Source organism: Belliella calami, from assembly GCF_022549695.1.
In the GTDB taxonomy this organism is placed as follows: Bacteria; Bacteroidota; Bacteroidia; order Cytophagales; family Cyclobacteriaceae; genus Belliella; species Belliella calami.
Genome location: NZ_JAKZGS010000003.1, coordinates 64,549 through 90,276 on the forward strand (window position 1 = coordinate 64,549; position 25,728 = coordinate 90,276).

Annotated in this window: 30 protein-coding genes and 1 tRNA gene; 9 read left to right on the plus strand and 22 right to left on the minus strand. The window is 36.3% G+C overall.

The window, feature by feature from the left end; all coding sequences use genetic code 11:
- Nucleotides 1-28: 28 nt before the first annotated feature.
- The 4 genes from MM236_RS04930 to glyA form a co-directional block, all read right to left on the minus strand.
- Nucleotides 29-820: a M15 family metallopeptidase domain-containing protein gene (locus MM236_RS04930; RefSeq protein WP_241273835.1), complete on the minus strand. Its 792-nt coding sequence runs from the start codon at nucleotides 818-820 to the stop codon at nucleotides 29-31.
- 381 nt (nucleotides 821-1,201) lie between these two features.
- Nucleotides 1,202-1,639 carry a ribose 5-phosphate isomerase B gene (gene rpiB / locus MM236_RS04935; RefSeq protein ID WP_241273836.1) on the minus strand — a complete coding sequence of 146 codons (438 nt, stop codon included), beginning with the start codon at nucleotides 1,637-1,639 and terminating at the stop codon, nucleotides 1,202-1,204.
- 4 nt (nucleotides 1,640-1,643) lie between these two features.
- Complete coding sequence (gene tatC, locus MM236_RS04940; RefSeq protein ID WP_241273837.1) at nucleotides 1,644-2,492, minus strand: twin-arginine translocase subunit TatC; 849 nt, start codon at nucleotides 2,490-2,492, stop codon at nucleotides 1,644-1,646.
- A 169-nt stretch (nucleotides 2,493-2,661) separates the two neighbouring features.
- The gene (gene glyA / locus MM236_RS04945) at nucleotides 2,662-3,930 is read right to left on the minus strand and encodes a serine hydroxymethyltransferase (protein WP_241273838.1); all 1,269 of its coding nucleotides are present in this window, start codon (nucleotides 3,928-3,930) and stop codon (nucleotides 2,662-2,664) included.
- A gap of 603 nt (nucleotides 3,931-4,533) precedes the next feature.
- On the opposite strand from glyA, the gene MM236_RS04950 reads away from it, so the two are divergent.
- From MM236_RS04950 to MM236_RS04960, 3 genes are read left to right on the plus strand one after another with little or no spacing between them, the layout of a single operon-like run.
- Entirely contained in the window at nucleotides 4,534-5,025 is a 492-nt protein-coding gene (locus MM236_RS04950; RefSeq protein ID WP_241273839.1) for an RNA polymerase sigma factor, read from the plus strand.
- Nucleotides 5,009-5,335 carry a hypothetical protein gene (locus MM236_RS04955; RefSeq protein WP_241273840.1) on the plus strand — a complete coding sequence of 109 codons (327 nt, stop codon included), beginning with the start codon at nucleotides 5,009-5,011 and terminating at the stop codon, nucleotides 5,333-5,335. The genes MM236_RS04950 and MM236_RS04955 overlap by 17 nt, the downstream gene beginning before the upstream one ends.
- 15 nt (nucleotides 5,336-5,350) lie before the next feature.
- Complete coding sequence (locus MM236_RS04960) at nucleotides 5,351-6,109, plus strand: Spy/CpxP family protein refolding chaperone (RefSeq protein ID WP_241273841.1); 759 nt, start codon at nucleotides 5,351-5,353, stop codon at nucleotides 6,107-6,109.
- Between the two features lie 257 nt (nucleotides 6,110-6,366).
- Here MM236_RS04960 and MM236_RS04965 read toward each other — a convergent pair whose 3' ends face one another.
- Nucleotides 6,367-7,239, minus strand: coding sequence for an alpha/beta fold hydrolase (locus MM236_RS04965; protein ID WP_241273842.1), 873 nt, complete (start codon nucleotides 7,237-7,239; stop codon nucleotides 6,367-6,369).
- A gap of 374 nt (nucleotides 7,240-7,613) precedes the next feature.
- Here MM236_RS04965 and MM236_RS19680 point away from each other — a divergent pair, with 374 nt between their 5' ends.
- Genes MM236_RS19680 through MM236_RS04975 form a run of 3 tightly spaced genes read left to right on the plus strand, consistent with a single transcriptional unit; the run spans nucleotide 7,614 to nucleotide 9,516 of the window.
- On the plus strand, nucleotides 7,614-7,742 hold the full coding sequence (locus tag MM236_RS19680; protein WP_255742339.1) for a DUF2306 domain-containing protein: 129 nt from the start codon (nucleotides 7,614-7,616) through the stop codon (nucleotides 7,740-7,742).
- 38 nt (nucleotides 7,743-7,780) lie between these two features.
- Nucleotides 7,781-8,809, plus strand: a complete 1,029-nt coding sequence (locus MM236_RS04970) for a sensor histidine kinase (RefSeq protein WP_241273843.1) — start codon at nucleotides 7,781-7,783, stop codon at nucleotides 8,807-8,809.
- Complete coding sequence (locus tag MM236_RS04975; protein ID WP_241273844.1) at nucleotides 8,806-9,516, plus strand: LytR/AlgR family response regulator transcription factor; 711 nt, start codon at nucleotides 8,806-8,808, stop codon at nucleotides 9,514-9,516. The genes MM236_RS04970 and MM236_RS04975 overlap by 4 nt, the downstream gene beginning before the upstream one ends.
- A gap of 142 nt (nucleotides 9,517-9,658) precedes the next feature.
- Here MM236_RS04975 and MM236_RS04980 read toward each other — a convergent pair whose 3' ends face one another.
- The 17 genes from MM236_RS04980 to MM236_RS05055 all read right to left on the minus strand — a co-directional run bounded on the left by MM236_RS04980 (nucleotide 9,659) and on the right by MM236_RS05055 (nucleotide 23,598).
- Nucleotides 9,659-9,883 (minus strand): hypothetical protein, encoded by a 225-nt coding sequence (locus MM236_RS04980; protein WP_241273845.1) that lies wholly within the window; start codon nucleotides 9,881-9,883, stop codon nucleotides 9,659-9,661.
- Nucleotides 9,884-9,976: 93 nt separating this feature from the next.
- The gene (locus tag MM236_RS04985) at nucleotides 9,977-10,735 is read right to left on the minus strand and encodes a hypothetical protein (protein ID WP_241273846.1); all 759 of its coding nucleotides are present in this window, start codon (nucleotides 10,733-10,735) and stop codon (nucleotides 9,977-9,979) included.
- The gene (locus tag MM236_RS04990; RefSeq protein WP_241273847.1) at nucleotides 10,735-11,685 is read right to left on the minus strand and encodes a hypothetical protein; all 951 of its coding nucleotides are present in this window, start codon (nucleotides 11,683-11,685) and stop codon (nucleotides 10,735-10,737) included. Before MM236_RS04990 ends, MM236_RS04985 begins: the two co-directional genes overlap by 1 nt.
- A gap of 465 nt (nucleotides 11,686-12,150) precedes the next feature.
- Nucleotides 12,151-12,468, minus strand: a complete 318-nt coding sequence (locus tag MM236_RS04995; RefSeq protein ID WP_241273848.1) for a hypothetical protein — start codon at nucleotides 12,466-12,468, stop codon at nucleotides 12,151-12,153.
- Between the two features lie 88 nt (nucleotides 12,469-12,556).
- On the minus strand, nucleotides 12,557-12,790 hold the full coding sequence (locus tag MM236_RS05000; protein ID WP_241273849.1) for a hypothetical protein: 234 nt from the start codon (nucleotides 12,788-12,790) through the stop codon (nucleotides 12,557-12,559).
- Between the two features lie 140 nt (nucleotides 12,791-12,930).
- A complete protein-coding gene (locus MM236_RS05005; protein WP_241273850.1) occupies nucleotides 12,931-13,338 on the minus strand; it encodes a hypothetical protein in 408 nt (135 codons plus the stop codon).
- A gap of 326 nt (nucleotides 13,339-13,664) precedes the next feature.
- Entirely contained in the window at nucleotides 13,665-14,051 is a 387-nt protein-coding gene (locus tag MM236_RS05010; protein ID WP_241273851.1) for a hypothetical protein, read from the minus strand.
- 11 nt (nucleotides 14,052-14,062) lie between these two features.
- A complete protein-coding gene (locus MM236_RS05015) occupies nucleotides 14,063-14,245 on the minus strand; it encodes a hypothetical protein (protein ID WP_241273852.1) in 183 nt (60 codons plus the stop codon).
- Between the two features lie 857 nt (nucleotides 14,246-15,102).
- Complete coding sequence (locus tag MM236_RS05020) at nucleotides 15,103-15,489, minus strand: hypothetical protein (RefSeq protein ID WP_241273853.1); 387 nt, start codon at nucleotides 15,487-15,489, stop codon at nucleotides 15,103-15,105.
- Between the two features lie 11 nt (nucleotides 15,490-15,500).
- Complete coding sequence (locus tag MM236_RS05025) at nucleotides 15,501-17,348, minus strand: hypothetical protein (RefSeq protein WP_241273854.1); 1,848 nt, start codon at nucleotides 17,346-17,348, stop codon at nucleotides 15,501-15,503.
- Nucleotides 17,349-17,499: 151 nt separating this feature from the next.
- The gene (locus tag MM236_RS05030; protein ID WP_241273855.1) at nucleotides 17,500-18,462 is read right to left on the minus strand and encodes a Fic family protein; all 963 of its coding nucleotides are present in this window, start codon (nucleotides 18,460-18,462) and stop codon (nucleotides 17,500-17,502) included.
- 167 nt (nucleotides 18,463-18,629) lie between these two features.
- Nucleotides 18,630-19,469, minus strand: a complete 840-nt coding sequence (locus tag MM236_RS05035) for a CPBP family glutamic-type intramembrane protease (RefSeq protein WP_241273856.1) — start codon at nucleotides 19,467-19,469, stop codon at nucleotides 18,630-18,632.
- Nucleotides 19,470-19,492: 23 nt separating this feature from the next.
- Entirely contained in the window at nucleotides 19,493-19,903 is a 411-nt protein-coding gene (locus tag MM236_RS05040; RefSeq protein ID WP_241273857.1) for a hypothetical protein, read from the minus strand.
- Between the two features lie 209 nt (nucleotides 19,904-20,112).
- Nucleotides 20,113-21,996, minus strand: coding sequence for a molecular chaperone HtpG (gene htpG / locus MM236_RS05045; protein ID WP_241273858.1), 1,884 nt, complete (start codon nucleotides 21,994-21,996; stop codon nucleotides 20,113-20,115).
- A 557-nt stretch (nucleotides 21,997-22,553) separates the two neighbouring features.
- Nucleotides 22,554-22,784 carry a hypothetical protein gene (locus MM236_RS05050; RefSeq protein WP_241273859.1) on the minus strand — a complete coding sequence of 77 codons (231 nt, stop codon included), beginning with the start codon at nucleotides 22,782-22,784 and terminating at the stop codon, nucleotides 22,554-22,556.
- A 13-nt stretch (nucleotides 22,785-22,797) separates the two neighbouring features.
- A complete protein-coding gene (locus tag MM236_RS19760; RefSeq protein WP_369415184.1) occupies nucleotides 22,798-23,154 on the minus strand; it encodes an RDD family protein in 357 nt (118 codons plus the stop codon).
- A gap of 372 nt (nucleotides 23,155-23,526) precedes the next feature.
- Nucleotides 23,527-23,598, minus strand: a tRNA-Arg gene (locus MM236_RS05055).
- Between the two features lie 304 nt (nucleotides 23,599-23,902).
- On the opposite strand from MM236_RS05055, the gene MM236_RS05060 reads away from it, so the two are divergent.
- From MM236_RS05060 to trmD, 3 genes are read left to right on the plus strand one after another with little or no spacing between them, the layout of a single operon-like run.
- A complete protein-coding gene (locus MM236_RS05060; RefSeq protein ID WP_241273860.1) occupies nucleotides 23,903-24,469 on the plus strand; it encodes a 30S ribosomal protein S16 in 567 nt (188 codons plus the stop codon).
- A gap of 15 nt (nucleotides 24,470-24,484) precedes the next feature.
- Complete coding sequence (gene rimM / locus MM236_RS05065) at nucleotides 24,485-25,015, plus strand: ribosome maturation factor RimM (protein WP_241273861.1); 531 nt, start codon at nucleotides 24,485-24,487, stop codon at nucleotides 25,013-25,015.
- 1 nt (nucleotide 25,016) lies between these two features.
- A complete protein-coding gene (trmD, locus tag MM236_RS05070; protein WP_241273862.1) occupies nucleotides 25,017-25,703 on the plus strand; it encodes a tRNA (guanosine(37)-N1)-methyltransferase TrmD in 687 nt (228 codons plus the stop codon).
- Nucleotides 25,704-25,728: the final 25 nt, after the last annotated feature.

The window sequence follows — 25,728 nt, forward strand, 5'->3', positions numbered from 1 at the left end:
GATAAAAAAGGAATTAGAAGGCTTAAATCTATAAAGTGGCTGCCTGTACATGCATCCAATCAAAGTTCCGCTGTCTGCCTAGGCTTACCCAGCCTTCTTCCTCCCAAATCCTCCACCAAGGCTCATAAGCAGACTTTGCAAATGATGCTCTATCTCGTCCCCATTGAAGTTGGTTGTTGATAGGATCAAAGTCTATCGCAACTGCCCAGCTATGCATGCTCGGGAGGGTCCCTCCCCTAATTGACCTTTCATTGTAACAGCCTCCAAAATAATCAAGCCTCAGCTCTTGGATTCTTTGGAGTCCATAGTGACTCAAAACTTTCTGTAAAACCCTTTCTGCACTTTCTTTTACTTTTGCATGGCAAGTGAATCTACTGACTTGTTGGTTTGGATTCCATGCGATTTTGAATGGGTAAGGAGTGTTGGCAAATACCAGATTACTCCCTTTCAACCCATAGAAATTATTGAACTCAGTTGAGTATTGCTTTGGCCAATTGCTGGGCTTGATCGCAATTTCTTCTGGTCTCCAAATTTCAGGTTGATTTCCTGTTTCAGAAATCTTACGACTACTCTCAAAAGCATATTGCGTATTTGGACCGAAATAGCCATCAACTTCACCAGGTTTTTGTCCATATTGCATGGTGATGTACTGTAGCATTCCTACTAGTTTCCTCCGATCTGACCAATTTTTTGGAATTTGATCTGTAGCATCTATAGCTGCCAAAGTCTTTGGACCACAATCTCCATCAATCTTTCCTATATACAAACCTTTACCTTTGAGCCAAGTTTGCACAAAAACAGTTACTTCTTTGGTATTCATACATTTATAGTTTATGGTGAAAATCAATATCAAAAAATAGAACCAGCTTAATTTGAGTAAAATTTACTAATTAATTTCCATATAAACAACTTATCCAGTTGATTTACAGTAGTTTTTATCAAATTGGAAGATGCAAAAACTAATGAGCGAAAATCTTAAATTAACCAGTGTCTTATTTAAGATATTGATCAAAAACTTAAATAAGAGAATTCCTTATTTAAGAAAAATGGGATTTTCTTAAATAAGGGCTTACATAATTTAACCTTTTGAATTTTTCGAACCAATCGTATCAAAAAGAAAGAAATGGTTGTGCTTGATACATGAAATAAAAAAAACCAGATAAAAAAACACAAAAAAAGCGAGACCTAAGTCTCGCTTTTTTTATTTACAAGCAATTTTATTCACTCGGGTAGCATGCCTTCCACCTTCAAAATCAGTCGAAAGGAAAATTTCTGCCAACTCTACTGCCAAATCAAAAGGTATAAACCTCGCTGGAAGTGCCAATACATTTGCGTCATTGTGTTGTCTTGACAATGCTGCCAAATCTTGATTCCAACATAAAGCAGCTCTGATCCCTTGGTGTTTGTTGGCTGTTATTGCCACACCATTTCCACTTCCACAGATAAGGATTCCTTTTTCAAAATCCCCGCTCTCTATCGCTTCAGCCAAAGGATGAACGAAATCTGGATAATCTGCAGAAGCATCAGTATAAGGCCCAAAATCCTTGATGATATAACCTGCAGCTTCTAGCTTGGCAATCATATCTTGCTTGTAAGCGTAACCTGCATGGTCACCACCGATAGCTATTTTCTTTGACATGGTTTTATTGTTGGTTTTCTTTAAGTTCTTCTAATGCCCTTTTCTTTTCCAATCTCTTGGCTATCATGATTCCTGTTTCGTAAAGAACCATAATCGGCATCGCAATGATAATTTGACTAATGACATCAGGAGGTGTAATGATAGCAGAGACTACCAGAATGACTACAATCGAATGTCTCCTGTAAGACTTCAAAGTCGCTGCAGAAACCAATCCCGACATAGACAGGAAGTAGATCACAACGGGAAGTTGGAACATCAATGCTGAGGCCAAGACCAACATAACGACTGTTGTCACATAAGAAGTGATGTCAAACTCGTTGAGAATACTTGGATCCAACTGATAGTTTGCAAGGAAATTGATAGACAGAGGCGACAGAATAAAATACCCGAATGCAGCACCCATAAAGAACAACAAACTCACGAAGAAAACTGCTCCCCTAGCTGCGTTTCTTTCCTTGCTGTACAATCCCGGACTGATGAACCTCCAAATCTCCCAAAACAAATAAGGGAAAGCAACCACCAAACCTACGACCAAACTGGAAGTGATGTGCATGGAAAATTGCCCTGTCATCTGACGGCTTTGGATTGTAAAAGGTAATTCTTGAATGCAAAGCGCTGGAATATTCAAATAATCCGAAACCTTGCAGAGCAATTGATATGTAACGAAAGTAACTTTGGAAGGCCCCAAAATCACTTTTCCAAACACAATACTTTTCGCCAGAAACGCAGCTATAGTAAATACCAAGACTGCTGCTACAGAACGGAGCAAGTGCCATCTTAGCTGCTCCAAATGGTCCAAAAAGGACATTCCTTCTTCTTCCTCGTCTTCTTCTCTATACTGATCTAATGCCACCTTTGATTTTGGTAATTAATTAAATTTTTATCCACCTTCTTACCTATAGCCTCTTAAAATAATGTTCATACATTATAATATGCCACTATGGACAGTCGGCTGTTGACGATTATCCGCACGATTACATTTTAGAAATTTGTAATTCTTTGTCCAATTGCGGATAATCACATTAATATAATGGGAACTGTACCATCCAATCGTTAACTTCCGATTTGATTTTGGCAAGAACTTCTTCATTTTCATGATTGGTAAGTGCATTATCTATCAATGTCACGATACGCTTCATGTCTGATTCCTTCAACCCTCTCGTGGTCACAGCTGCCGTACCTACTCGCATACCTGAAGTGACAAAAGGTGATCTTTTATCAAAAGGAACCATGTTTTTGTTGATGGTGATATCTACTTTGCCCAAAGTTTCCTCTGCGATTTTTCCTGTAAGCTCTTTGTTGCCCAAGTCTATCAACATCAAGTGATTGTCTGTACCACCAGAGATGATTTTATATCCTAAACCTACAAAGGCATCAGCCATCACTGTCGCATTCTTCTTCACTTGTAGGATATATTCCATATATTCATCCGAAAGCGCTTCTTCAAAAGCAATCGCCTTGGCAGCAATGATATGCTCTAAGGGTCCACCTTGCGTACCTGGAAACACACCAGAATCCAAAAGTGCAGACATTTTTCTCAATTCGCCCTTTGGAGTCTTGATACCGAAAGGATTATCAAAATCTTCTCTCATCAAAATCAAACCGCCTCTAGGACCTCTCAAAGTCTTGTGGGTAGTCGTAGTCACGATATGGCAAAATTCCAAAGGATCATTTAATAAACCTTTGGCTATAAAACCAGATGGATGTGATATATCTGCTAACAAGATAGCTCCAACTTGGTCAGCAATATCTCTCAAACGTTCGTAATCCCAATCCCTACTATATGCAGAAGCTCCACAAATCAACAATTTAGGCTTCACCTCAAGTGCTGTAGCTTCTACTTTATCATAGTCAATCAAACCTGTCTCTTCTTCGACACCATAAAAATGAGGCTTATATAATTTACCAGAAAAATTCACTGGAGACCCGTGTGTCAAATGCCCTCCATGAGAAAGATCAAAACCCAAAATACTATCTCCTGCATTCAGTACAGCCAAGAATACAGCGGCATTTGCTTGTGCACCTGAATGTGGTTGAACATTGGCCCAAGTTGCCCCGAAAAGCTCTTTTGCTCGATCTATCGCCAATTGCTCAATCTGATCAACTACTTCACAACCGCCATAATACCGCTTGTTCGGAAGTCCTTCGGCATATTTGTTGGTCAATACACTTCCTGCCGCTTCCATTACCTGCTTACTGGTAAAATTTTCAGATGCGATCAATTCGATTCCGGTTTTCTGACGGTTTTCTTCTTTTGCAATTAAGTCAAAGATAGCCTGATCTCTTTTCATGTTGATAATTTTAATTAGGTTGCCCAAAATTAGTTTTAATCAATGGATAATCCAATTCAATAAATCCCTAAAAAAATACTTCTCCTAACAAATCTCTGTCTATGCCACCAATATTGATAATTCCAAAGAATATTTGGTGAAATTCTGTGTATGACCTCTTAATTTCTTTGGTGAATTTTCTAAGATTTCTCCAAATTCCCTTTTTTGAGGATAGCGTCAAATTAAGAATCAAAATTTTGAATTATGACTATCCGCTTTCTTGCACGTAGCCAAACAATGGGTTGTTGGATGAACGATTTGTGGTTCTGTTGACTGTGAGCTGTTGTCTGCTGACGAGTATCCGCAACTTATAAAGGTACTTCTTACCCTACGTGCAACATTGCGGATACTCATATTTTGAATTGAACTGAACGTAACAAACAACACATCACCTAAATAAAAAAACGATGTGAAATTGTTTAAAAATCAACCACAAGAGATCGGAAAGACTTCATGTTGGATCAAAATACAGAAACTTCATTTATCTATATTATCATTTTGAATCTTGAGAAAATTCTTAGCCCTTGTCATATATTCTGTATTTTTAGACACTAAGGTACAAGTATGAAGCAAGAGCTACTCGATCAAATCATCAAAGAACATCACCGTGAGGCCTATTTTTGGTCACGACAGTGTTGCAATTTCGATGATGATCTTGCGAAAGATGTCCTTCAACAGGTGTATTTGAAGATTTGGGAAGAAAAAGCAAAATTCAATGCCGAAGCAAAAGTCAAGACCTGGCTGTTTTCAGTAATCAGATTTACAGCATTGGAATGGCAAAAGAAGAATAAGAAAACAGTCCCTCTTAATGCTGACTTTGACTTGGTAGAACCTGAAAAAATCCCAGAGGCTACATCGCACGAGGAATTGATCTTGATGCTGCCAGATAGACAAAAGGAAATACTCTTGTTGGTATTTTATCACCAAATGACATTGGAAAAGGCTTCTGAAATAATGGAGATTGGACTGGGAACAGCACGGACACATTACGACAGGGGAAAGAAAAAATTGAAAGAACTCATTTTAAAAAAACAACATTATGAAGCTACAAGATGATATTGCTGATGAAGAGCTGGAAATGTTTTTTTCTGAGCTTCGAAACAAAGACAAAAAAATAATTACTCCTCCTTATTCAAAAAAAACACCATTCAAGATTTGGAAGCTAATTCCAATAGGAATAGCAGCTTCACTTTTTTTGGGAATATGGGTTTTGAATCAAGAAAAGGAGGAATCCCAACTTTATCAAGACATGATCATCATTTCATTGATAGAAGGAGAGGATGATGAACAAAAGTTTATCATCGAACACACCTCCTCCATGGATGTATGGGAATCTCCTACCGCATCATTGTTAGACACTTACTAAACCAATTAAAAAATTATGAAAAAATTACTCACAGTATATTTGTTACTCTTGGCAGGGATGGTTCAAGGACAGGATTTGTTTAAGGGAAGTTTGTTTCCAGCCGAATTGATTATGAAAAATAGGGAAACAATCTCCTTAACCGATCAACAGGCAGAAAAGATAAAGGCTATTCACAGCAAAAATGCTGGTGAGTTCAGCACGCTAAGGTGGGATCTGGATGCTGAAAATGAAAAACTCAAGAAAATACTCCAAGAACCAAAGATCAATTCAGAAGCAGCCCAAAAGCAAATGGATAAAGTCCTAAACTTAGAAAACCAATTAAAGAAAAGGCAATTCAGCAACCTATTGGCCATCAGAAATGAGCTGAATGCAGAACAGGCAGCTGAATTGGCAAAGTTAAATAAACCTAATATTTCAGTTATGGGATATAAAGGTAACGGAAGAGTAGATGGGGTTTCAACAAATAATAGGGTATCCACATTTAGTGTTACGCCAACCTATTCAGAGACAGATGGAGAGAAAAAATCAACGAGTATTGTCCTACGGGGAACAAGTAATTTGTCAGGGGAAAACCAACCTCTTTACATTATCAAAAAAGATGGTAAAGAAACAATTATCAAGGATGGGGATATGAATGACATGGATCCAAATGATATTGAGAGTATCACAGTACTCAAAGATGCTACAGCAACAGTTCAATATGGATCGAAAGGATCAAATGGTGTGATCATCATCACCCTCAAAAAAGGTGTGGATTTCAATTTTGAAGACTAATTTTTTTTTAAAAGCAAAAAGCCATTCAAGTCTTCGATTTGACCTGAAAGGCTTTTTGCTAAATAGTTAATATGATTATACGCATCTTTGCCAGTAGCTTTAATTCCATGGTCAATTGCTTGCTTATGTTCAATATCTAAGAGTATCTAATATCAATTAATATCGGATCTAAGCTAAATCAGGCTTTTCTGTAGTTAGTGGCAAAGTTCCGTATATCCAGAATAGTTAATGCTAATTCTAATAGGAGCATATATAAATCATTTGATAAATCGCTCCATTTCCGAGTAAAACCAATCTGGCTCGTCCACGAATACAAAGTGATAAGCACTATCTGCAACTAGCAAATTTGCATTTTGGATGTCTTTCAACTGATTTTTATATCCAAATGTCACATTTTCTTTGGTAGCACCGTAACTTTGATATGCAGCCCAAGCACCAAATACCTGAACTGGGATTTGGATTTTATCCATTAATGGACGGATATCCGTGGTATACATTTCTCCATATGCTTGTCCGATTATTTGAGGGTTGCTCTTCATTCCCATATCTACCACTTTTTCTCTTTTTGAAGGAGTAGCAATCATCGATTCCACTATCATTTTTTGGTTTTGTAATGCTTGCTCCTCATTCATTGAGGCCATGCTTGAAGTCATTTGCTCAACGATAGGCTTGGCTGACTCAGGAGTGATCCCTGGCATTTGCAATACAGGGAAATACGGCACTCCATCTATTGAAACCACTTTTTCAAATAGTTCAGGTTCCTCTGCTGCTGCCCAAAGCCCCAAAAATCCTCCCATACTGTGACCTACCAGAATAGTATTTTTCATTTTTTTTTCCTTCGTGTAAGCAATCAATTCTTCCAAAATTGCTTTGAGGTAATGATCTTTTTTCACAAACTCATCATTTCCAAATCCCTTGATATGAACCAGATGCAATTCATAGTTTTCCTTATATCTTTCCACCAAATCATCCCAAACATCGGAATTGCAAGCCATCCCATGAATTAAGATCATCGGCTGTCCCTTACCAAGCACTGTCGTACTCATTACTTTTTCTGATTGCTGCCCAAATAATATCCCTGAAAAGCCCAAGCATAATAAAAGCGTCAAGATTGAATTTGTTGTTTTCATGATTTTGTTAATTTGTTTGACTCAAATTTGGCAGAAGGAAAAGACATCTTAAAATTACTTTGACATAGGGAGTCTGGGACTTGACGAAATGTAAAAAGCTCTCTCAAAAACTGTTTCTAAGGCCTAAAACTTCCCTTTTCTCAAACAATTCGCTTTTATCGGCAATTGGTCATGGAAAACTTACGATTGGTCAATCAATTTTGATTGCTTTCTTGATTATTGCGATTTTTGAAAAAAGAATAAAATGATTTGGTGGACATTATATATTGTAGCTGTTGTGTTTTTAACTTTAGGTTTGGCTAAAGCTTTTCAAAAAAAAAGTAAAGGTTAAAGCTCAAAGTTTGAATTCATAGATATTCAAAACAAATAAATTTATGGGTAGCATTACTGGCAACTTCATTGGGCAAATCCATTTGCTTGCTTCAATTGCGGCATTGGTTACAGGATTTTATGTTTTGGTCTCTGCCAAAGGAACAAAAAGACATAAAAAAATCGGGACCTAATTGCGCATGAATACTTTAGATTCTAAAAAAAAAATGAGATGATTGAAAAACTGAGACAGTATAAACTTCACCATGTATTATTTTGGGTGACATACTTTTTCTTTTGGGTCAAATACTATACTCCATACTATGAAAACATAATTGATCTTTATGGAGTAACGGGAATTTATCTCATTGCCCATGCCTCACTTTTCTATCTGATGCGGTGGTTATTTCTATCAGAGAATCAAAAAAAGCTAAATTCTTTTCTATTGATCATGATATATCTTGCTCTATGCGGAGCTATAAGTTTTGTGATGTATGGCATGATCAAATTATGGCTTGGAGTCATGCCCGAAGAAATCTTTAAAGCAGATTTCATGCAAGTCATCATGTTTTTTTCTATTTCCAACTTCTTCACGGTGGGTGCCTTATTGGTACTTGCGATATTCTCCCACAATAAAAAGCAGCAAAGAAAAGTAGAAGCCATGGAAAAAGAGCGGGTAGAGACCGAACTACAATATCTCAAATCACAAGTCAATCCACATTTTCTCTTCAACACCATCAATTCTATTTATGTATTGATAAAGATTGATCCGGAAAAGGCCTCTGACACCTTGATCAAGCTGTCTAATTTGCTAAGATCTCAGCTTTATGAGTTTACAGAAGAAAGGATAGACATCGCCAAAGAATTGGATTACCTCGAAAACTACCTTGCTCTTGAAAAGATTCGAAAAGGTGAGAGATTGGATTTGAAGTTTGAAAAGGAAGGGGATTTGAGTGGCTTTAAGATCGCACCCTTGATGCTGATTCCATTTTTGGAAAATTGCTTCAAGCATCTATCAACGTATACAGACCGACCTAACATTGTACAGATCAATATAAAAAGAGACGGAAAACTTCTGAAAGCCACATTTTTCAATACTTGCGAAGACAAAAATGTATTGAAAGAGCAAGAAGTGGGTGGAATTGGTCTGAACAATATCAAGAGAAGACTTGAACTGGTCTATCCAAAGCAACATGAGCTGAATATTAGGCATGACCAAGAGGGATATTTTGTACATTTGAAAATCAAGCTGGAAGTATGAAAATGAGGGCAATAATAGTCGAAGATGAACCACTTGCCCGTCAGGGATTGGAAAGCTATGTGCGTGAAATAGAATGCCTAGAACTCTGCGGTGTCTGTGAAAATGCCCTCCAAGCCAATGAAATGATAGCTTCGCAAAAACCGGACTTGATGTTTTTGGATATTCAAATGCCCAAGATCACTGGCCTTGATTTCCTCAAGACGCTCACAAACCCACCTTTGGTGATCTTGACTACAGCTTATCCAAACTATGCCTTGCAAGGATTTGAACTGAATGTGGTGGACTATTTGGTAAAACCTTATCCCTTCGATAGATTTATCAAAGCTATAAACAAAGCCAAGGAAATCCTCGAACTCAAGCAAAATCGCAATACTTTCACTGCCAGCACCATAGAAAAAGAACACTTCTATATCAAAGTGGATAATGCCTTGAAACGCATCAACTTTGTTGACATCTACTATATAGAAGGCATGGAAAACTACGCTTCTATTTTCACCGCTAAGGATCGCTTCATTACTCTAATGACGATGAAAAGCCTCGAAGAACTTCTCCCACGAAGCGAATTCCTGCGTGTCCACAAAACCTATATCGTATCCAAATCAAAAGTGCTTGGAATCATGGGAAATGAACTGGATATGGGATTCATCAAGATCCCTATATCAAGAAGCAGGAGAAATGAAATAATTGGCGAGTTGACTAGGGGTTAGAAGATTGGAAAGTGGGAAAGTTGAAATAGCCCGACCTCGGCAGGTTTGATGGACAAGGGATACAAACTCTACTTTTTTTGGATTGAAAGATTTGAAAATTACCCAAAATATGCAGATGAAAGGGATAATAGCATTCGTGCTGCTAATGAAGTTGCTTTTCTCCGCCAAATCCATTTTTTTTTAATTGATACTGAAAAACTAATAATCTTGCCAATTTCCTATTGGCAAGATCATTTATGTAACTATTTACATCATGGTAGATTCCTCTTCTCAGCTTGATGTGTCTCATCACAAAACAAGGTGTTTCCAATCCAATATGTAACTTAATCCCTAACCTGACTGATATAGTTTTTGTTATTCCTAACATTTTGGTAATTGGTAGAAAAAAAGAAATCAGCCTTTATCCAGTCGAGAACTTTTCTAAAGTTTCGAACTTTGGAAAAGTTTACTTCTTGCTAACCTATCTCCTTTCTGACTTCTTATCCCAATTGAACACCCCTCCCATTCCTACTTGAAAAAACCAATAATTGAAATTGTCAGTTGGAGAATTGGTGATTGGCGTGTAAAAAGATTCCCAAGGACTACTTCTTTCCATTTGAAATCGCTTTCCAATTTTTATTGTAGATGTTACGGATTCTTTCTTGAACAACCAATGGCCATCAAATCCAACACCTACAAACAAGCCTGACGATTCATGGAACAGATTGACAGAGTTTCCAGGGGAAGCCAATATACCATCTAGGGATGTGCTTGGCGCCGTGGTGTTGGATAGAAACAGATTGGTATCCGTAAAGCTGAATCCCACTTGTGGATATATAGCAAATCCATCTCTTTTGAATACATGGTAGGCAAAATTGAAAGAGTAAGTCCATGGATTTCTTTTGGACATAGCTCGATCCGGAATATCTATAGTGTTGATTTGGTTACCCCAAAACATATCTGAGCCCATCATAAACCTATTCAGCCTATAGTTAAACCCAAAGCCATAATTTAGATGTCCTCTAGGCAGGATCGGATAGTCATTTTGGAAGAGGTTTGCATTGATGTTCGCAAAGGAACTGATCGTATAGGTTGGAATAATAGCATATATTTGAAATCCTCGCTTAAAATCAGACCTATCTCTTATCACCCTTCCTTCTATTTCGTCAAAATCTTGGGCGAAAGTATTGCCCAAGATTCCGATAAAGAATACTAAAAAGAAAAACCTGTATTGAGTCATTATGTGAGTTTTATTTTTACTAAAGCCTTGGTCTCTTCTTTGATTCCTTTCCATTCAGTGTCCCATTTTTCACCTGCGCTTTTCACTCCTGCATAGAGTCCAGTCAATAATGCACCCGAGACTTTAGTAGCACCTCCAATAGCAACACCTTTTGTCAATGAAGCAGCTACAATTTTCCCAATCCCTTGGGCAACACCAATCTTAACTGTGCTAAGAGTCATACCAGTTACTAAAGTTTTTGCAACCGCCACAGCTGCAACTGGAACAGCAACAACTACAGCGGTGGCTACAACTGCCAGTAGAATTCTTCCGAAAGCTCTTCCAAGCCTACTTTTGAAAAATGCATTTGTAGGGTTACCTTCCAAGAGTAACAATTCATGGATTGGTAAAGCCATTTCACTTGTTGAATAGAAAATTTCTGAAAGAGCTTCTCTATCTTCTAGAGTCAAAGACGGATCATTTTTCGACAAATTCCCTTCAACAGTTGATGCTGATTTAATTTCATTAATTAACTGATTATCATTTATTTGATTATTCTCATATCTTGAAAGGATATTGTCAATTTTGTTTTCATAAGCAATTACATGTCGCCTAACATTAATCGGTAAATCACTTTGATCAAAGGTGTACTCCTCTATGTTACTATTCCCCTGAATTGGAGCATCCCAACTATTCCCGGATACTACATTATAACTAAAGTTAGGAGTTTCAAGTGCATCAGCAATATCTCCAATATATCGCTCTACCCTATTCTCACTATCATAAATCGATCTGAAATTTTTACCCTTTTTGGAATTTCTTGCTTCCTCTTGATAAATGTTCGTCGCTTTGTTGACTGCACTGAGGAATTTGAGCCTGTCAAACTTTTGTTCTAAACTTTCAGGCTCCTTGGCCAGTGGCTCCTCTTTCAACTCTTGACAAGACGCAAAAAACAATAAACCTACCATCATAAAAACAGTCAAGCTGTTTGACCATAATCTGCTTACAAAATTAAATCTGTAATGTTCTGTAATGTTCTCATAATTAAAATTTGTTTTTGATTAAAGAATAAGTATTAAATAATGTGCTTTTAAATAAATAAAATATTTCTTAAAAGTCAAGTTCAAAGATAAAAAAACATTTAATTTTTCATCAAATTGCTGTTGTTGATGGTTTCCATTGTTTTGCAATAATCTATTCCTAAAGCCCTGCACTGTCTCGACGCCCGGACGTAGTGCCCCAAAGATTTGACTTATAGTATAACCACTTACATTATCCGTAAATCCGGGACTGATAATTTCTGCGTTGGTATCTGTTAAGTCAAGTAGGAGAACTTTTCCAAAGTTTCGAACTTTGGAAAAGTTTACTCCAAACTATTCACTTTATAGACAATCTCACTAACTAATTTGTTTCTTGTTTTATTTTGGTGATAGTCCTTATTTCAAATCCTCTTCTGTGATCTCAAAGACAAACCTTCGGAAGGTTTTTTTATTTTTTTCTATCCGCCAAGAATTCTGGTCTTGAGTGTTAAAAATATTCTTTCCAGGAGAATCTGGGTAATAAGTTTTTACTACACGTTTATGAACTGCTATTTGAATTGAGTCAATCAAAAAAAACTCAAAAAAGGATTTATCACCTCTCTCATCACAAAATGCTGATTTAATTATAAAATCACCTTTTGCTATTTCGCTCGTAGCATTTTCCTCGCCATAAAAAAACAATTCAATATCATTTTCAGAATTATTACGTATCAAATAATCATAGCAAAATTCGGGTCCGCAACTTACCCAAACTAATAAATAAATTGGAATTAACTTAAAGTTTCTCATAGCATTCAAGATCTTAATTATAGAAATAAGCTTCAAAAAGATTATTCACCGCTTGTTGCTGTTGATTTCCATTATTTTGTAATAGCCTATTTCTAAAACCTTGAACGGTTTCTACTCCTGGTCTTAGGGCTCCAAAAATTTGTCCAACAGTATATCCACTTACATTATCTGTGAATCCAGGTCTTATCAGATCAGCATTGGTATCTATTAAATCGTGAATTAAGCCGACTGGTATCCAGCTTTTCATCGTATGCTAACTAATAACCAATCTCATTCATCCCCCATTTTTCTAATTTGAAAGGATATAGCTAAATCTCCTCTTGCAACATCTTAAATCAACTTTCCGAGCCTTTAGCTATACCCTCGCATCCTATGACTTTTAGCTACTTAACGCAAGTATTCTTCAGTAATCTCAAAGACAAACTTTCTGTAGTATTTTTTACTCTCAGATATTCTCCATGAATCTTGATCTTGAGTGTTGAAAATGTTTTTCCCAGGACTATCTGGATAATAGGTTTTTACAACGACATCGGAAATTTTTATTTGAATTGAATCTATCATGAAATATTCAAACCTCCAAGAATTCCCTAAAGCACAATTGCTTTCCTGATTATAATAGTTATTGGAATTTATTTCAACAAAGCTTTCTTTTTGATTTTTTTCAAAACTAAAAAAATAAATTTCTAAATTTTCTTTTGTAGTATTTTTGATAAGATAATCAGCACATGATTCTGGATCACAAGCAAACAAGCTTAGAACCAAAATAGTCAACGAAACAAGTTTTATCTCTTTCATATCTACTCCTTTCAATTATAATAATACGCTTCAAATAAATTATTCACTGCCTGCTGCTGCTGATTGCCGTTATTTTGCAACAATCTATTCCTGAAACCCTGTACTGTTTCCATTCCTGGACGTAATGCCCCGAATATTTGGAAGACTTTATATCCGCTTACATTGTCTGTAAACCCAGATCTGATAAGATCCGAATTGATATCTATTAAGTCAAGTAGGAGAACTTTTCCAAAGTTTCGAACTTTGGAAAAGTTTACTCCCAGATACTCACTTTATAGCCAATCTCACTAACTGATTTGTTTCAGGTTTTATTTTGGTGATAGTCCTTATTGCAAATCCTCTTCAGTAATCTCAAAGACAAACTTTTGGTAATGTTTTCTATTGACTACTAATAACCAAGTATCCCTATCGTCCACATTGTATATATTCTTTCCAGGAGAATCTGGATAATAGGTTTTAACGATTATATCATTGACTTTTAATTGAATTGAGTCAATAGGTTCATAAGTAATTGAATTTATACCCGACTCACAAATACTTAATTCGCTAAAAACACCATTTGAAAGGATTTCGGTATTGCGAAATTCAAAACCTTCTTCAAATAAAATTAAATTCAAATCATTTTCTGTTTGATTTTCAATCAAATAGTCTACGCAATTATCTTTTATACAAGAAGTTAGAGCGAGCAAGATTAATACAAATAATTTTTTCATGATCTCAGTTATCAATTATAATAATAAGCTTCAAACAAATTATTCACAGCCTGTTGCTGATGGTTTCCATTGTTTTGCAACAATCTATTTCGGAAACCTTGAACTGTCTCTACTCCGGGACGTAGTGCCACAAAGATTTGACTTATAGAATAACCACTTGCATCATCCGTAAATCCAAGTCTGATAAGATCCACATTGGTATCAGTTAAGTCAAATAGGAGAACTTTTCCAAAGTTTCGAACTTTGGAAAAGTTTACTCCCAGATACTCACTTTATAGCCAATCTCACCAACTGATTTGTTTCTGGCTTTATTTTGGTGATAGTCCCTACTTCAAATCCTCTTCTGTGATCTCAAAGACAAACTTTCTGTAGTATTTTTTACTCTCAGATATTCTCCATGAATCTTGATCTTGAGTGTTGAAAATGTTTTTCCCAGGACTGTCTGGATAATAGGTTTTTTTGACTATGTTATCAACTATTGAATGAATAGAGTCACTTGTTATCTCCAGAATGTTTGGTGAACTCCCAATATCGCACCTTGAAAGTTGATTCTTAAAGGATCTCGAATTAATTTCTTGGTCAATAAAATTAGATTGATCATGTGAACGTAAAGTTATATTTGAATTCAATTTATTTTCAATCAAATAATCTACACATGAATTTGGATCGCAGCTATACAAACCCAAAATAATAATACTTAACACTAAAATTTTTATCACTTTCATATCTTTTCCTTTCAATTATAATAATAAGCTTCAAAAAGATGATTCACCGCCTGCTGCTGTTGATTTCCATTGTTTTGAAGCAACCTATTCCTAAAGCCCTGCACTGTCTCTACGCCCAGACGTAGTGCCATAAAGATTTGACTTATAGAATAACCACTTGCATCATCCGTAAATCCAGGTCTGATAAGATCCGAATTGGTATCAGTTAAGTCAAATAGGAGAACTTTTCCAAAGTTTCGAACTTTGGAAAAGTTTACTCCCAGATACTCACTTTATAGCCAATCTCACTAACTGATTTGTTTCTGGTTTTATTTTGGTGATAGTCCCTACTTCAAATCCTCTTCTGTGATCTCAAAGACAAACTTTTGGTAATGCTTTCTATTGACTTCTAATATCCAAGTATCCCTATCGTCCACATTGTATATATTCTTTCCAGGAGAATCTGGATAATAGGTTTTTAGGACTAAGTTATTCACTTTAATCTGTATAGAATCAACCCCACTAAAAGTAATACCCCATCCGCCAGAGTCACATATACTTAACTCTGTAAATGAAGCGTTTGATTTAATTTCAGTATTTCGCCATTCAGTTCCTTCTTCAAATAAAACTAAATTCAATTCTTTTTCTGTTTGATTTTCAATCAAATAGTCTACGCAATTATCTTTTGCACAAGAAGTTAGAGCGAGCAAGATTAATACAAATATTTTTTTCATGATCTCAGTTATCAATTATAATAATAAGCTTCAAACAAATTGTTCACAGCCTGTTGCTGATGGTTTCCATTGTTTTGCAACAATCTATTTCTGAAACCTTGAACTGTCTCTACCCCAGGACGCAATGCCCCAAAGATTTGACTGATCGTGTAACCATTTACATTATCTGTGAATCCAGGTCTTATCAGATCAGCATTGTTATCAACAAGATCGTGTAATAAACCGACTGGAATCCAGCCTTCCATTTCTCTTACTGGAAACCCAAGTCTTATTATATCCTTATCAGAAGGTCTCTGAACAGGCGTGAAATCCTCTAAACCAATAGGTCTGATAATTGGATTATTGTTATTATTGCCAAAATGCTGCAATGTCAGAAAATATCCATAGTAAAAACCCCACATCTCACCTACAGCACATACGCCGTTGTTCATCCCACCTCCATTTCCATAGGCCCCATATGTAATAATATAATTGATATATTTTATCCAATAAGCACTTCCGACCTGCCTAAAATGCGACGCATGTGCCAGTTCATGGAAAGTAGTGGAATATATGCTTGCTGTTCCTAGGGATGGGGCTGATTTAATGATTAAATCAGGCTGTATAAATTTGGTTATGTTTTGCAATAAATTTGCAGCTAATGTGATACCACTTGATTTAGAAAGAAAAGTTACCAATTGAGAATTGGTCGTAAAACCGACCATACCCCAAACTCTTCTCAACATAGGAGCTGAACTTGAACCAGTCCCATTTTGTGCTACAATTCTCAGATCTGAATGTGGCAAGCCAACATTAAATTGATTGCAATAATTTAGGTAATGCACTGTAGCATTATTTACTGTAGCAAATCTCCATGCATCTGAACTTGTAGTAAAAGTAATATTTTGCCCTGCTGGACTATGCTTTCCTCCATTATATCTACCAGAAGAAATGCTAATCATGGAAGGCCAAATTTTGAACCCTCGTGAATTTTTGAACACAACTTCATAGTTCACATCTCTTTGGTAAGTGTTGTCAACACTATAAAAACCATTATTATTTGTGTAGCCACTGCCCCACTTAAACCATCTCCTTGTTTTTACTTTTACTCCAATCACCGGATCAATAGTGCCAGTTGCGGTATTTTGAACTCTAATATACCCTTGAGGTCTCCGATAAGTTCTTGCCATTTGCAAATTGGAACTTTTATTTTCCCCTTGGTCTAAATTACCAGTCAATAGCAGAGACTCTTCTTCAAGAGCATATAAAAATGAACCTACATTTGATTCTTTATTATTTTGACGTCCAATCATTCCATTTTCACCATCAACTGATTCGGGCAAAAACAACTCTTCTAAAACTTCATATACAATTTCTTCATGGAAATTGTAGTCTGTAGGAACTGATGTATAGATCCAATAACTATTGAGATTGGTATCACCGATTTCAATGTTTCCTTGAGACACAATCTCATGATCCAAAGGTAATACAGAGTAGTTTAGCGAATCAGCAATGATCTTTTGTAAATCATCATCAGATTTTATATGAAACTTCACATAAAAATCCGTAACATCAATTTCCAATTCAGCAGCATTTTTATTTAAGCCTGTATTTTTATTAGTCAGCCCTGAGTTTTTAGCCAATAGACTTGCATAAGCTTTTCTCATATTTTTTACCGAATACGGATTTTCCAATTTTTTACCAAGAAAACTGTTTAATTCACTACTTGGGTTTTCTTCAGAAAGATCAGGGAGATCTTCTTCTTGACAAGATGCGAAAAACAATATTCCAACCATCATAAAAACAGTCAAGCTGTTTGACCATAATCTGCTTACAAAATTAAATCTGTAATGTTCTGTAATGTTCTGTAATGTTCTCATAATTAAAATTTGTTTTTGATTAAAGAATAAGTATTAAATAATGTGATATGAAGTAAATAAAAAATTAGATGAAAATCAATTAGCAAGATGACAAAGGTTATGAAAAATTTTATCTACAGTTGAGACATTCATTTTTTTTCGTCATTTAGAATTAATCTATAATGTTCTTTTCGTATCGGGTAGTTTTTTTATCTCCTGTTTTATTGATCAAGCCAAGTTCCACCCCATTTTTCAAATCTCTACTTGCTGTAGCCGAAGAAAGTGTATTGTGGAACTTTAGGTAATCCTTTCTGGTAAATGAATCATCGATTTGCTCCAAAAACACCTCAAGCCTCTCTGCATCTGTCAATTTTCTTGAACTTACTTCAAGAAGTTCATTTAAAGAACTTTCAATCACTGCTAACATGTATTCGATAAATTTAGTCGATTTTCCTTCCTTGTCACTTGCAGACAGTGCCATATAATATGCCTTTTGATTTTTGGCAATTAGACTTTCAAACGGCAGGAATTCGAACAGTGGATATTCATTCATCAAAATGGCCGTTTGCCATAATCTCCCCATTCTTCCATTTCCGTCCATAAATGGATGAATAAACTCCATCTCGTAATGAAAAACGCAACCTTTGATCAATGAAAGTTCAGATTTATCTTTCAGGTAAGAAAATAATTCTTTCATAAGGTAAGGAACATTTGCCGACGGAGGAGCAAGGTGCTCTACTTTTGAACCCTTGACGATGCCTACTCCTTTTGTTCTATATTTCCCAGGTGTAACAATCAATCCATTCATCAAGACTTTGTGCGCTTTCAGAAAATCCTTTTCAGATGAATACTTCCATTTTTTTATATTTTTATAGACTTCCAGTGCATTCAATACTTCTATGATGTCTTTTTCTGGACCTGACACTCTTTTATCTTCAATGATTGCCGAAATCTGATCTTCTGACAAAGTATTTCCTTCTATGCTTAGAGAGGAATGAATAGTTCTGATTCGATTCTGTTTTCGAAGTTTCGGGTTTTCCTTCACCAGGTTTTTGGCATTCACAGCTCCTATTTTTTCCGAGACGGAGGTAATTAATTTTAAAATTATGGCATTAATCTCGTAAGGTGGTTTCATTTTTTGATAGTATCAAATGATAGTATCAAAGATAATTAATTCGCGTGATAAAAGTATTTGTAAAATGAAAAATGATGTTTTTTATGAATCTACTTTAATTGGTTAAAATTCAATAACTTGAGTAGAACTTTAGAATTGTTAGACGGATATCATCTGTTGTACCGAACTTAAAAAGTTTTTCTTTCAACAATGAGTCCCTCCTTTTGAAGTAAATCCAAAAAGCTGCTTTTCCAGAAATTTTCATTTTTATAATTTTGATATTCAAAATCATACCTCATTGATGGTTCTGTCACAACAAATGAATCTGCTTTCATAATAAATAAAACTTCTCCTAAATCTACTGCTTTACCAATATATATACCAGCACTATCTTTAAATGATCTATTATGCGATTCAAAATAGGGGACTCGATTCCATTCGAATCTGTGAACTTCATTTTCAAAGATATTATGATCGCTTGACACAAATTGAAGAGAAGATAAGTGGATTAAACCTAAAATTAGATTCCAAAAAGCATGCACCAAGATAGCTTTGCGCAAGGAGTAGTTTATTACTATCCAACTAAGTATTTGAGCCATTCCGAAAGGGATCAATATAAATGGTAAATACTCCCAACTCATATTTATATCTTTTGGCAAATGGTTTATTGCAAAGTGAATGGCAGATAAAAATACCAATAAATATAAAGTTTTATTTAATTTACTTCTTCTGTAGCTGAAATATGCAATATATAATCCTAAATAGATACTTAATGAATACCAAGAAAACTCACCTAAAAACAAGTTTAAAGGTGTAAGTATTAAGAATAAAATATTGATTGATTTCTTGCTAGACAAGAAACCTCTGTACCTAATTTCCTCTATAATGGGTGCAACTAAAACTGGAATTAGAAATAAATTAATTATTATGTTTGATCCAATTTTATTTGGATGATACCCATAAGGACGAAGGTTAAAAATTAAAATAAAAGCAATGGCAAGAGAAATACAAGTTATTCCTCCTGCCATTAGACTAAACCTTTTTGACATTACTAGCATTCCACCTTACAAGAACTAGAAAACCACCCCTCAGTTATTTCAACACTTTTAGGACCACTTTCTCCGCAACTTTCTATAGCTTTAGCACAGTTACTGTCAAAATTATCACCTAAAGTATCCAAAATTGCTTCCACCAATTTTATTGCTGGGATAATCACACATTGCCAGCATTCCAATCTTGCATTCTCAACTTCTGCACTTAATGTTTCTGCATCAAGGATGAAGTTTTCTAACAATATACCTTCGCTGGTTAAAATGTCAAATGTCAATCTATTTTCAGAAACAGTTTCAATATTTATCATTTCAATAACTTCTCCTGTAAGTCTATTTTCAAATCTAAAATTAGAGTTTTCTGAACGAAGGTAAAAATCACTGAAAAATAAATACACTTTATTTAATTTCATACATGATAAGTCATAAAAAAGAGATTTTCTGAAAATTTAAATGTAATTTTTGTCATCACTTCATATCAAACAAAAAACCCCGAAAATATCCATTCAAGGAACTTTCGGGGTTTTGAAATTTAGGTTAATAACCTTCAGGGTCTGAAAGACACCAAAGTTTCTAGGGAAAAAACCTTCGGGGTCTGAAAAAGACCCCAAAGGTTTAGTATTTATATCATCCCTACAGACCTTTTCACAAACTCAGTCAAGTCCTTACCTGTTAGCAAGCCTTGGGCAAGGAGTGCCAAGTCGAAAGATTGCTTTGCAAGCTTGGTTTGTTCTTCTTCGCTTTCGGCTTTGAGGATTTTGTCGATCACTCCATGGTTTCCGTTGATGGCAACTTTGTAGTTGTCAGGAAGGGAACCGTAGAAGCCCATTCCTCCACCTGTTGCTGCCATGTCTTTCATCCTGCGCATAAACTCATCCATCGTCACAGTCACCGGAAGCTCTTCTGGATTCAAGCCTTCGACTTCTACACTGTAAGATTTGTTGTCAATCGCTTTTTCGAAGATTTCCTTCACTTTGGTCGATTGCTCCTCAGATAGAAGATTTGCGAAAGCATCATCTTTCTGGATCAACTTTTCTGCAACATCAGCATCCACACGCTTTAGTTGTGTCTTCTCTTCTTTGCCTTCCAAATGTTGGATAAAGTGGCTATCGATAGGTGAGTCCATCACCAAGACATCATAGTCTTTTTTGTTGGCAGACTGGATGAACCCATCCTGCTTGTTGACATCCGTAGCATATAGATAGATCGTCTGCTCGTTTTTGTCAGTTTGGATTCCCTGTACTTTTTCCTTGTATTCAGGTAAGGTATAGAATTCACCTTTGGTGTTTTTCAACAAAACGAAATCCTTTCCTTTTTCAGCAAATTTCTCCTCAGAGATCATTCCGTATTTCACAAAAAGACCGATATCGTTCCATTTCTCTTCATAGACTTTTCTGTCTTTCTTGTAAAGCTCCGCCAACTTATCCGCCACTTTTTTGGTGATATAGTTGTTGATCTTTTTCACATTTCCATCAGCTTGCAAGAAGCTTCTCGATACGTTGAGAGGAATATCCGGAGAATCGATCACCCCATGTAGCAACATCAAAAACTCAGGGACAATATCTTTTACTTCGTCAGTGATAAATACCTGACGGCTATATAATTTGATTTTGTTTTTCTGGAAATCAAAATCATTTTTCACTTTAGGGAAATACAAAACCCCTGTCAGGTTGAATGGATAATCCACATTCAGGTGAATCCAGAAAAGAGGGTCTTCACTCATTGGATAAAGTTCCTTGTAGAATGAAAGGTAATCTTCATCTTTCAAGTCACTCGGAGACTTGGTCCAGATTGGTGAAGTGGTGTTGATGATGTTGTCAACTTCTACAGACTTCCACTTTTTCTTACCTTCTTCATCCACACCATCTTCTACACTTTCGGATTTGGTGCCGAACTTGATCGTAACTGGAAGGAATTTGCAGTACTTGTCCAAGATGCCCTGAAGCTTCCACTTGTCCAAAAACTCTTCGGATTCTTCATTGATGTGAAGGATAATATCTGTACCTCTTTCTGTTCTGCTTCCTTCGGAAATCTCAAAAGATGTACTTCCGTCACATGTCCATTTGGCAGGCTCAGAACCTTCTTGGTAAGAAAGCGAATTGATCTCAACAGTGTGGGCTACCATAAAAGCTGAATAGAACCCAAGACCAAACTTACCGATGATCTCGTTGGCATCTTTTGCGTCTTTGAATTTTTCTACGAACTCAGTAGCACCAGAGAAAGCGATTTGATTGATGTACTTTTTGATCTCTTCGGACGTCATTCCAAGCCCTCTGTCTGAGATGGTGATAGTCTTTTTGTCTTTGTCAAAAGACACTTCCACAGTTGTATCACCTAGTTCTCCAGTATATTGACCGAGTGTAGCCAATCTTTTGATTTTTTGGGTGGCATCTACGGCATTGGACACCAATTCACGAAGAAAAATCTCATTGTCTGAGTAGAGAAACTTTTTGATGATTGGGAAAATATTCTCGGTATGGATCGAGATGGTACCTTTTTCCTGCATAGCTATATAGATTTTTAATTATTGATAAACATTTTTGACAATACAGCCTTATCAATGCCTGTTCCAAAGGGTAAAAAATGTCATTTTGGCAGAAATTGTGAAAAAATATGAGTATCCGCAATGTAGCACTTTGAGGTAAGAAGAAGCTTTGTAAGTTGCGGAGACTCGTCAGCAGACAACAGTTCACTGTCAACAGAACCACAAACCGTTCATCAGACAATCTATTGTTTGGCTACGTACAAGAAAGGGGATAGTCATAAAAAAAATTAATGATTATCCGCTTGTGTACAAGTACGTATATTAAAACACATAAATCATGCTGATAACGTGAATCGTGAACAGTCGAAAGTCATTTGACCACAGCGGATTGAAATGAACTATATAAATTATAATAAATGGCTACTGGTATTGAAGCAGATAAAACACTCGACGTCCGAAAGTCGAATGACTTGAATTCAAGTTATGTGCCAAATTAACCGTGGTTGTTGGTGTAAAACCAGATAATCAATAAAAAATAAAAGCTGCCTATTTCTAGACAGCTTACATTTTGGTTGAAATTATTTCCCCTCAGGTTTGTAGATTGCTCCAGTAGCAAAGTCCACAATTAGGCTAGGTGCAAATAACACAAGATCAGCGATTAGCGCACCTACTCTCACCTGCCTTTGTGGCTCACCTGGCCCCGGCTTAGTTCTTTGGTACTCTGTCACTGGCCCACCGAATATAGTAGCACAACTTGACATTGAAGCCATTATAAGGACAATTGATAATAATTTGGCGATTTTTTTCATTCGATATAATTGTTTAGGATTTGATAAGTATTGTTTGCGATAAATGATCGTGGAGACCTTTTTCTGAAATAAAATAGGTGATGAAGTAAAAAGGTAAGCCACGTAGTAGGGTTCTAATTAGGATCTGGTAAAATTTTGGTTTTTCTAAAGAGTCTTTTTGTACTACTTTGGTTTTGGTGAGTATTTTACCAATTGTCTTACCCACAAAAAATTCAGTGGTAAAGTAATAAAGAAAGTAACAGGCAATCAATATGTTTTTCAGCATGCTCTCTTCAATAACACCTCTGAAAATCAAAAGTATTATTATGGAAAAAACAAAAAAGACTATAGTGTCCACTATAAAATTTGCTACCCTATATTTAAAATGCATTATAATTTAATTTTCTACTAACATAATAATGATTAGTTTAAGGTGAAAGGATTGTTTGCGAATTTTTTTTATGTGTATCCGCTTTCTTGCACGTAGCCAATCAATAGCATGTTTGATGGATGATTTGAGGTTCTGTTGACTATCGACCGGTGAAGAGAGTCCGTAACACTAAAAACCGCTTCTGAGCCAAAGTGCAATATTGATGATACTCGTGTATTTTTTTCTACGTCTAGTATTATTTTGTAAAGCAAAATATTGAGCAATTTGTATAAAAAAATCTTTGAATCAACAGCTATGTTCTCTGCAAAGTTGGTGTCAATTGCTAAAATAAGGATGAAAAAAATTTTATTAAGTATCTGAAAAACAAACAAGTAGCCGCGCTAGGAATCGAACCTAGATCTAGCGTTTAGGAAACGCTTGTTCTATCCATTGAACTACGCAGCCATTTTTTAAATTAAGAATCTTGAACTCCGAATTATGAATCGAGAATTCGATAGGCTCTTAGTTGTAATCCCGCATTTAACACAAGTAGCACATCTCTGTAACTTTGCTTTTTTTGCGAGATAGTACTCACTTGAGCCTTACTTCTCTACGCTCACTCTCCAAAGAAACGCCAATTTAAACCAAAAAACATCAAACAAGCAAATATATTTCTGACTACTTGTGACTTTCAAATTAAAAATCTTATCTTTGCAGTCCAAAAATTACGATGGACGAGATCCATCAATTCACTAAATATCAATAAAATATGGCAGTAAAAATCAGATTAGCGCGTAGAGGTAGAAAAAGAATGGCCATCTATGACGTAGTAGTAGCTGATGCTAGAGCTCCACGTGATGGACGCTTTATCGAGAAATTGGGAACCTACAACCCAAACACTGACCCTGCATCTATCAACATCAACAATGAGCGTGCTCTACAGTGGTTGTTGAATGGAGCTCAGCCAACAGATACTGTTAAGGCTATGCTTTCTTATAGAGGTGTATTGTTGCAGAAACACCTTCAAATCGGTGTATTGAAAGGTGCTATTTCACAAGAAGATGCTGATAGCAAATTCGAAGCTTGGAAATCATCTAAAGATGAGTCTATCACTGGTAAAATGGATAAATTGACGCAAGCTAAAGCTGATGCTCGTCAGAAGGCTCTAGATGCTGAAGTAGCGAAAAACCAAGCTAGACTTGATGCAATCAAAGCAAGAGAAGATGAAGCGAAAGCTGCTGCTGCCGCTGAGGCTGCTGCTGCTGAAGCACCTGCTGCTGAAGAAGCAACAGAATCTCCTGAAGCTTCTGCTGAAGGTGAAGAAACTCAAGCTTAATATCCTATTTATACCATGAACAAAGACAATTGCTTTCAATTGGGCTATATTTCTAAAGTTCATGGCCTTCATGGAGAAGTAACAGTAGTACTGGATGTGGATTATCCAGAAGAATATGAAGACCTCAAGCATGTCTTTATCGACCAAAAATCCAGACTTGTTCCTTTCTTTCTTGAGTACTTCGATTTGCAGCCTAATAATAAAATGCTTGCAAAGTTTGAAGATCATGATACCATGGACGAGGCAGAGAAACTGGTAGGTTCTGAATTGTACCTCCCACTCACGGCTTTGGCAGAATTGGAAGAGGATCAGTATTATTTCCATGAACTTATAGGATTCGAAGTCATAGATGAAAAACTCGGTTTGATCGGGGAAATAAAAGTCATCTACGATCTTCAAACCCAAGATTTGATAGGGTTAGACTACAAAGGAAAAGAAGTCCTGATACCTATTCAGGATGGTATTATCCAAAAAGTCGATAAGACAGAGAAGAAAGTTTTCTGCTTGCTGCCCGAAGGATTACTTGAAATATACTTAGAAGACTAAGATGCGTATAGACATCATCACAGTTGTTCCCGGATTGTTAGATGGACCATTTGCACATTCCATTCTCAAGAGAGCGGAAGAAAAAGGGCTAGCTGAAGTAAGGGTTCACAATTTGAGAGATTACAGTACGAGCAGACAGAAGCAAGTCGATGACTATGCATTTGGAGGCGGTGCTGGAATGGTCATGATGATCGAGCCTATTGCGCGTTGTATCGAAGCACTGCAAAGTGAAAGAGAGTATGATGAAGTCATTTACTTGACTCCTGATGGAGAGACATTCGACCAGTCAATGGCCAATGAACTTTCTCTAAAAGGAAATATGATCATGCTATGCGGACATTATAAAGGTGTGGATGAAAGGGTAAGACAGAGATTCATTACAAGAGAGATCAGTATTGGAGATTTTGTCCTTTCAGGAGGAGAATTGGCAGCGGCAGTTTTGACTGATGCGATTATCCGATTGATTCCCGGAGTGCTCAATGATGAAACTTCAGCATTGACAGACTCATTTCAGGATGGATTATTAGCTCCACCGGTATATACCAGACCAGCCGCTTACGATGGGATGGAAGTGCCTGAGATTTTACTTTCAGGCCATCAGGCAAAAATCGATGATTGGAGGTTTGAGCAATCGGTTCGCCGTACCAAAGAAAGAAGACCCGACCTGATGGAAGGCAAAGATTTCTGAAAGGCGATAACAGCATCAAGCGTTA

What these genes read in the sequence shown, in the direction of transcription:
- MM236_RS04930 (WP_241273835.1), bottom strand. Translation starts at nt 820, where the DNA reads ATGAATACCAAAGAAGTAACTGTTTTTGTGCAAACTTGGCTCAAAGGT.
- rpiB (WP_241273836.1), bottom strand. Translation starts at nt 1,639, where the DNA reads ATGTCAAAGAAAATAGCTATCGGTGGTGACCATGCAGGTTACGCTTAC.
- glyA (WP_241273838.1), bottom strand. Translation starts at nt 3,930, where the DNA reads ATGAAAAGAGATCAGGCTATCTTTGACTTAATTGCAAAAGAAGAAAAC.
- MM236_RS04950 (WP_241273839.1), top strand. Translation starts at nt 4,534, where the DNA reads ATGAAGCAAGAGCTACTCGATCAAATCATCAAAGAACATCACCGTGAG.
- MM236_RS04955 (WP_241273840.1), top strand. Translation starts at nt 5,009, where the DNA reads ATGAAGCTACAAGATGATATTGCTGATGAAGAGCTGGAAATGTTTTTT.
- MM236_RS04960 (WP_241273841.1), top strand. Translation starts at nt 5,351, where the DNA reads ATGAAAAAATTACTCACAGTATATTTGTTACTCTTGGCAGGGATGGTT.
- MM236_RS04965 (WP_241273842.1), bottom strand. Translation starts at nt 7,239, where the DNA reads ATGAAAACAACAAATTCAATCTTGACGCTTTTATTATGCTTGGGCTTT.
- MM236_RS19680 (WP_255742339.1), top strand. Translation starts at nt 7,614, where the DNA reads ATGGGTAGCATTACTGGCAACTTCATTGGGCAAATCCATTTGCTTGCT.
- MM236_RS04970 (WP_241273843.1), top strand. Translation starts at nt 7,781, where the DNA reads ATGATTGAAAAACTGAGACAGTATAAACTTCACCATGTATTATTTTGG.
- MM236_RS04975 (WP_241273844.1), top strand. Translation starts at nt 8,806, where the DNA reads ATGAAAATGAGGGCAATAATAGTCGAAGATGAACCACTTGCCCGTCAG.
- MM236_RS04980 (WP_241273845.1), bottom strand. Translation starts at nt 9,883, where the DNA reads ATGTTAGGAATAACAAAAACTATATCAGTCAGGTTAGGGATTAAGTTA.
- MM236_RS04985 (WP_241273846.1), bottom strand. Translation starts at nt 10,735, where the DNA reads ATGACTCAATACAGGTTTTTCTTTTTAGTATTCTTTATCGGAATCTTG.
- MM236_RS04990 (WP_241273847.1), bottom strand. Translation starts at nt 11,685, where the DNA reads ATGATGGTAGGTTTATTGTTTTTTGCGTCTTGTCAAGAGTTGAAAGAG.
- MM236_RS05000 (WP_241273849.1), bottom strand. Translation starts at nt 12,790, where the DNA reads ATGAAAAGCTGGATACCAGTCGGCTTAATTCACGATTTAATAGATACC.
- MM236_RS05005 (WP_241273850.1), bottom strand. Translation starts at nt 13,338, where the DNA reads ATGAAAGAGATAAAACTTGTTTCGTTGACTATTTTGGTTCTAAGCTTG.
- MM236_RS05010 (WP_241273851.1), bottom strand. Translation starts at nt 14,051, where the DNA reads ATGAAAAAATTATTTGTATTAATCTTGCTCGCTCTAACTTCTTGTATA.
- MM236_RS05020 (WP_241273853.1), bottom strand. Translation starts at nt 15,489, where the DNA reads ATGAAAAAAATATTTGTATTAATCTTGCTCGCTCTAACTTCTTGTGCA.
- MM236_RS05025 (WP_241273854.1), bottom strand. Translation starts at nt 17,348, where the DNA reads ATGAGAACATTACAGAACATTACAGAACATTACAGATTTAATTTTGTA.
- MM236_RS05030 (WP_241273855.1), bottom strand. Translation starts at nt 18,462, where the DNA reads ATGAAACCACCTTACGAGATTAATGCCATAATTTTAAAATTAATTACC.
- MM236_RS05035 (WP_241273856.1), bottom strand. Translation starts at nt 19,469, where the DNA reads ATGGCAGGAGGAATAACTTGTATTTCTCTTGCCATTGCTTTTATTTTA.
- MM236_RS05040 (WP_241273857.1), bottom strand. Translation starts at nt 19,903, where the DNA reads ATGAAATTAAATAAAGTGTATTTATTTTTCAGTGATTTTTACCTTCGT.
- htpG (WP_241273858.1), bottom strand. Translation starts at nt 21,996, where the DNA reads ATGCAGGAAAAAGGTACCATCTCGATCCATACCGAGAATATTTTCCCA.
- MM236_RS05050 (WP_241273859.1), bottom strand. Translation starts at nt 22,784, where the DNA reads ATGAAAAAAATCGCCAAATTATTATCAATTGTCCTTATAATGGCTTCA.
- MM236_RS19760 (WP_369415184.1), bottom strand. Translation starts at nt 23,154, where the DNA reads ATGCATTTTAAATATAGGGTAGCAAATTTTATAGTGGACACTATAGTC.
- MM236_RS05060 (WP_241273860.1), top strand. Translation starts at nt 23,903, where the DNA reads ATGGCAGTAAAAATCAGATTAGCGCGTAGAGGTAGAAAAAGAATGGCC.
- rimM (WP_241273861.1), top strand. Translation starts at nt 24,485, where the DNA reads ATGAACAAAGACAATTGCTTTCAATTGGGCTATATTTCTAAAGTTCAT.
- trmD (WP_241273862.1), top strand. Translation starts at nt 25,017, where the DNA reads ATGCGTATAGACATCATCACAGTTGTTCCCGGATTGTTAGATGGACCA.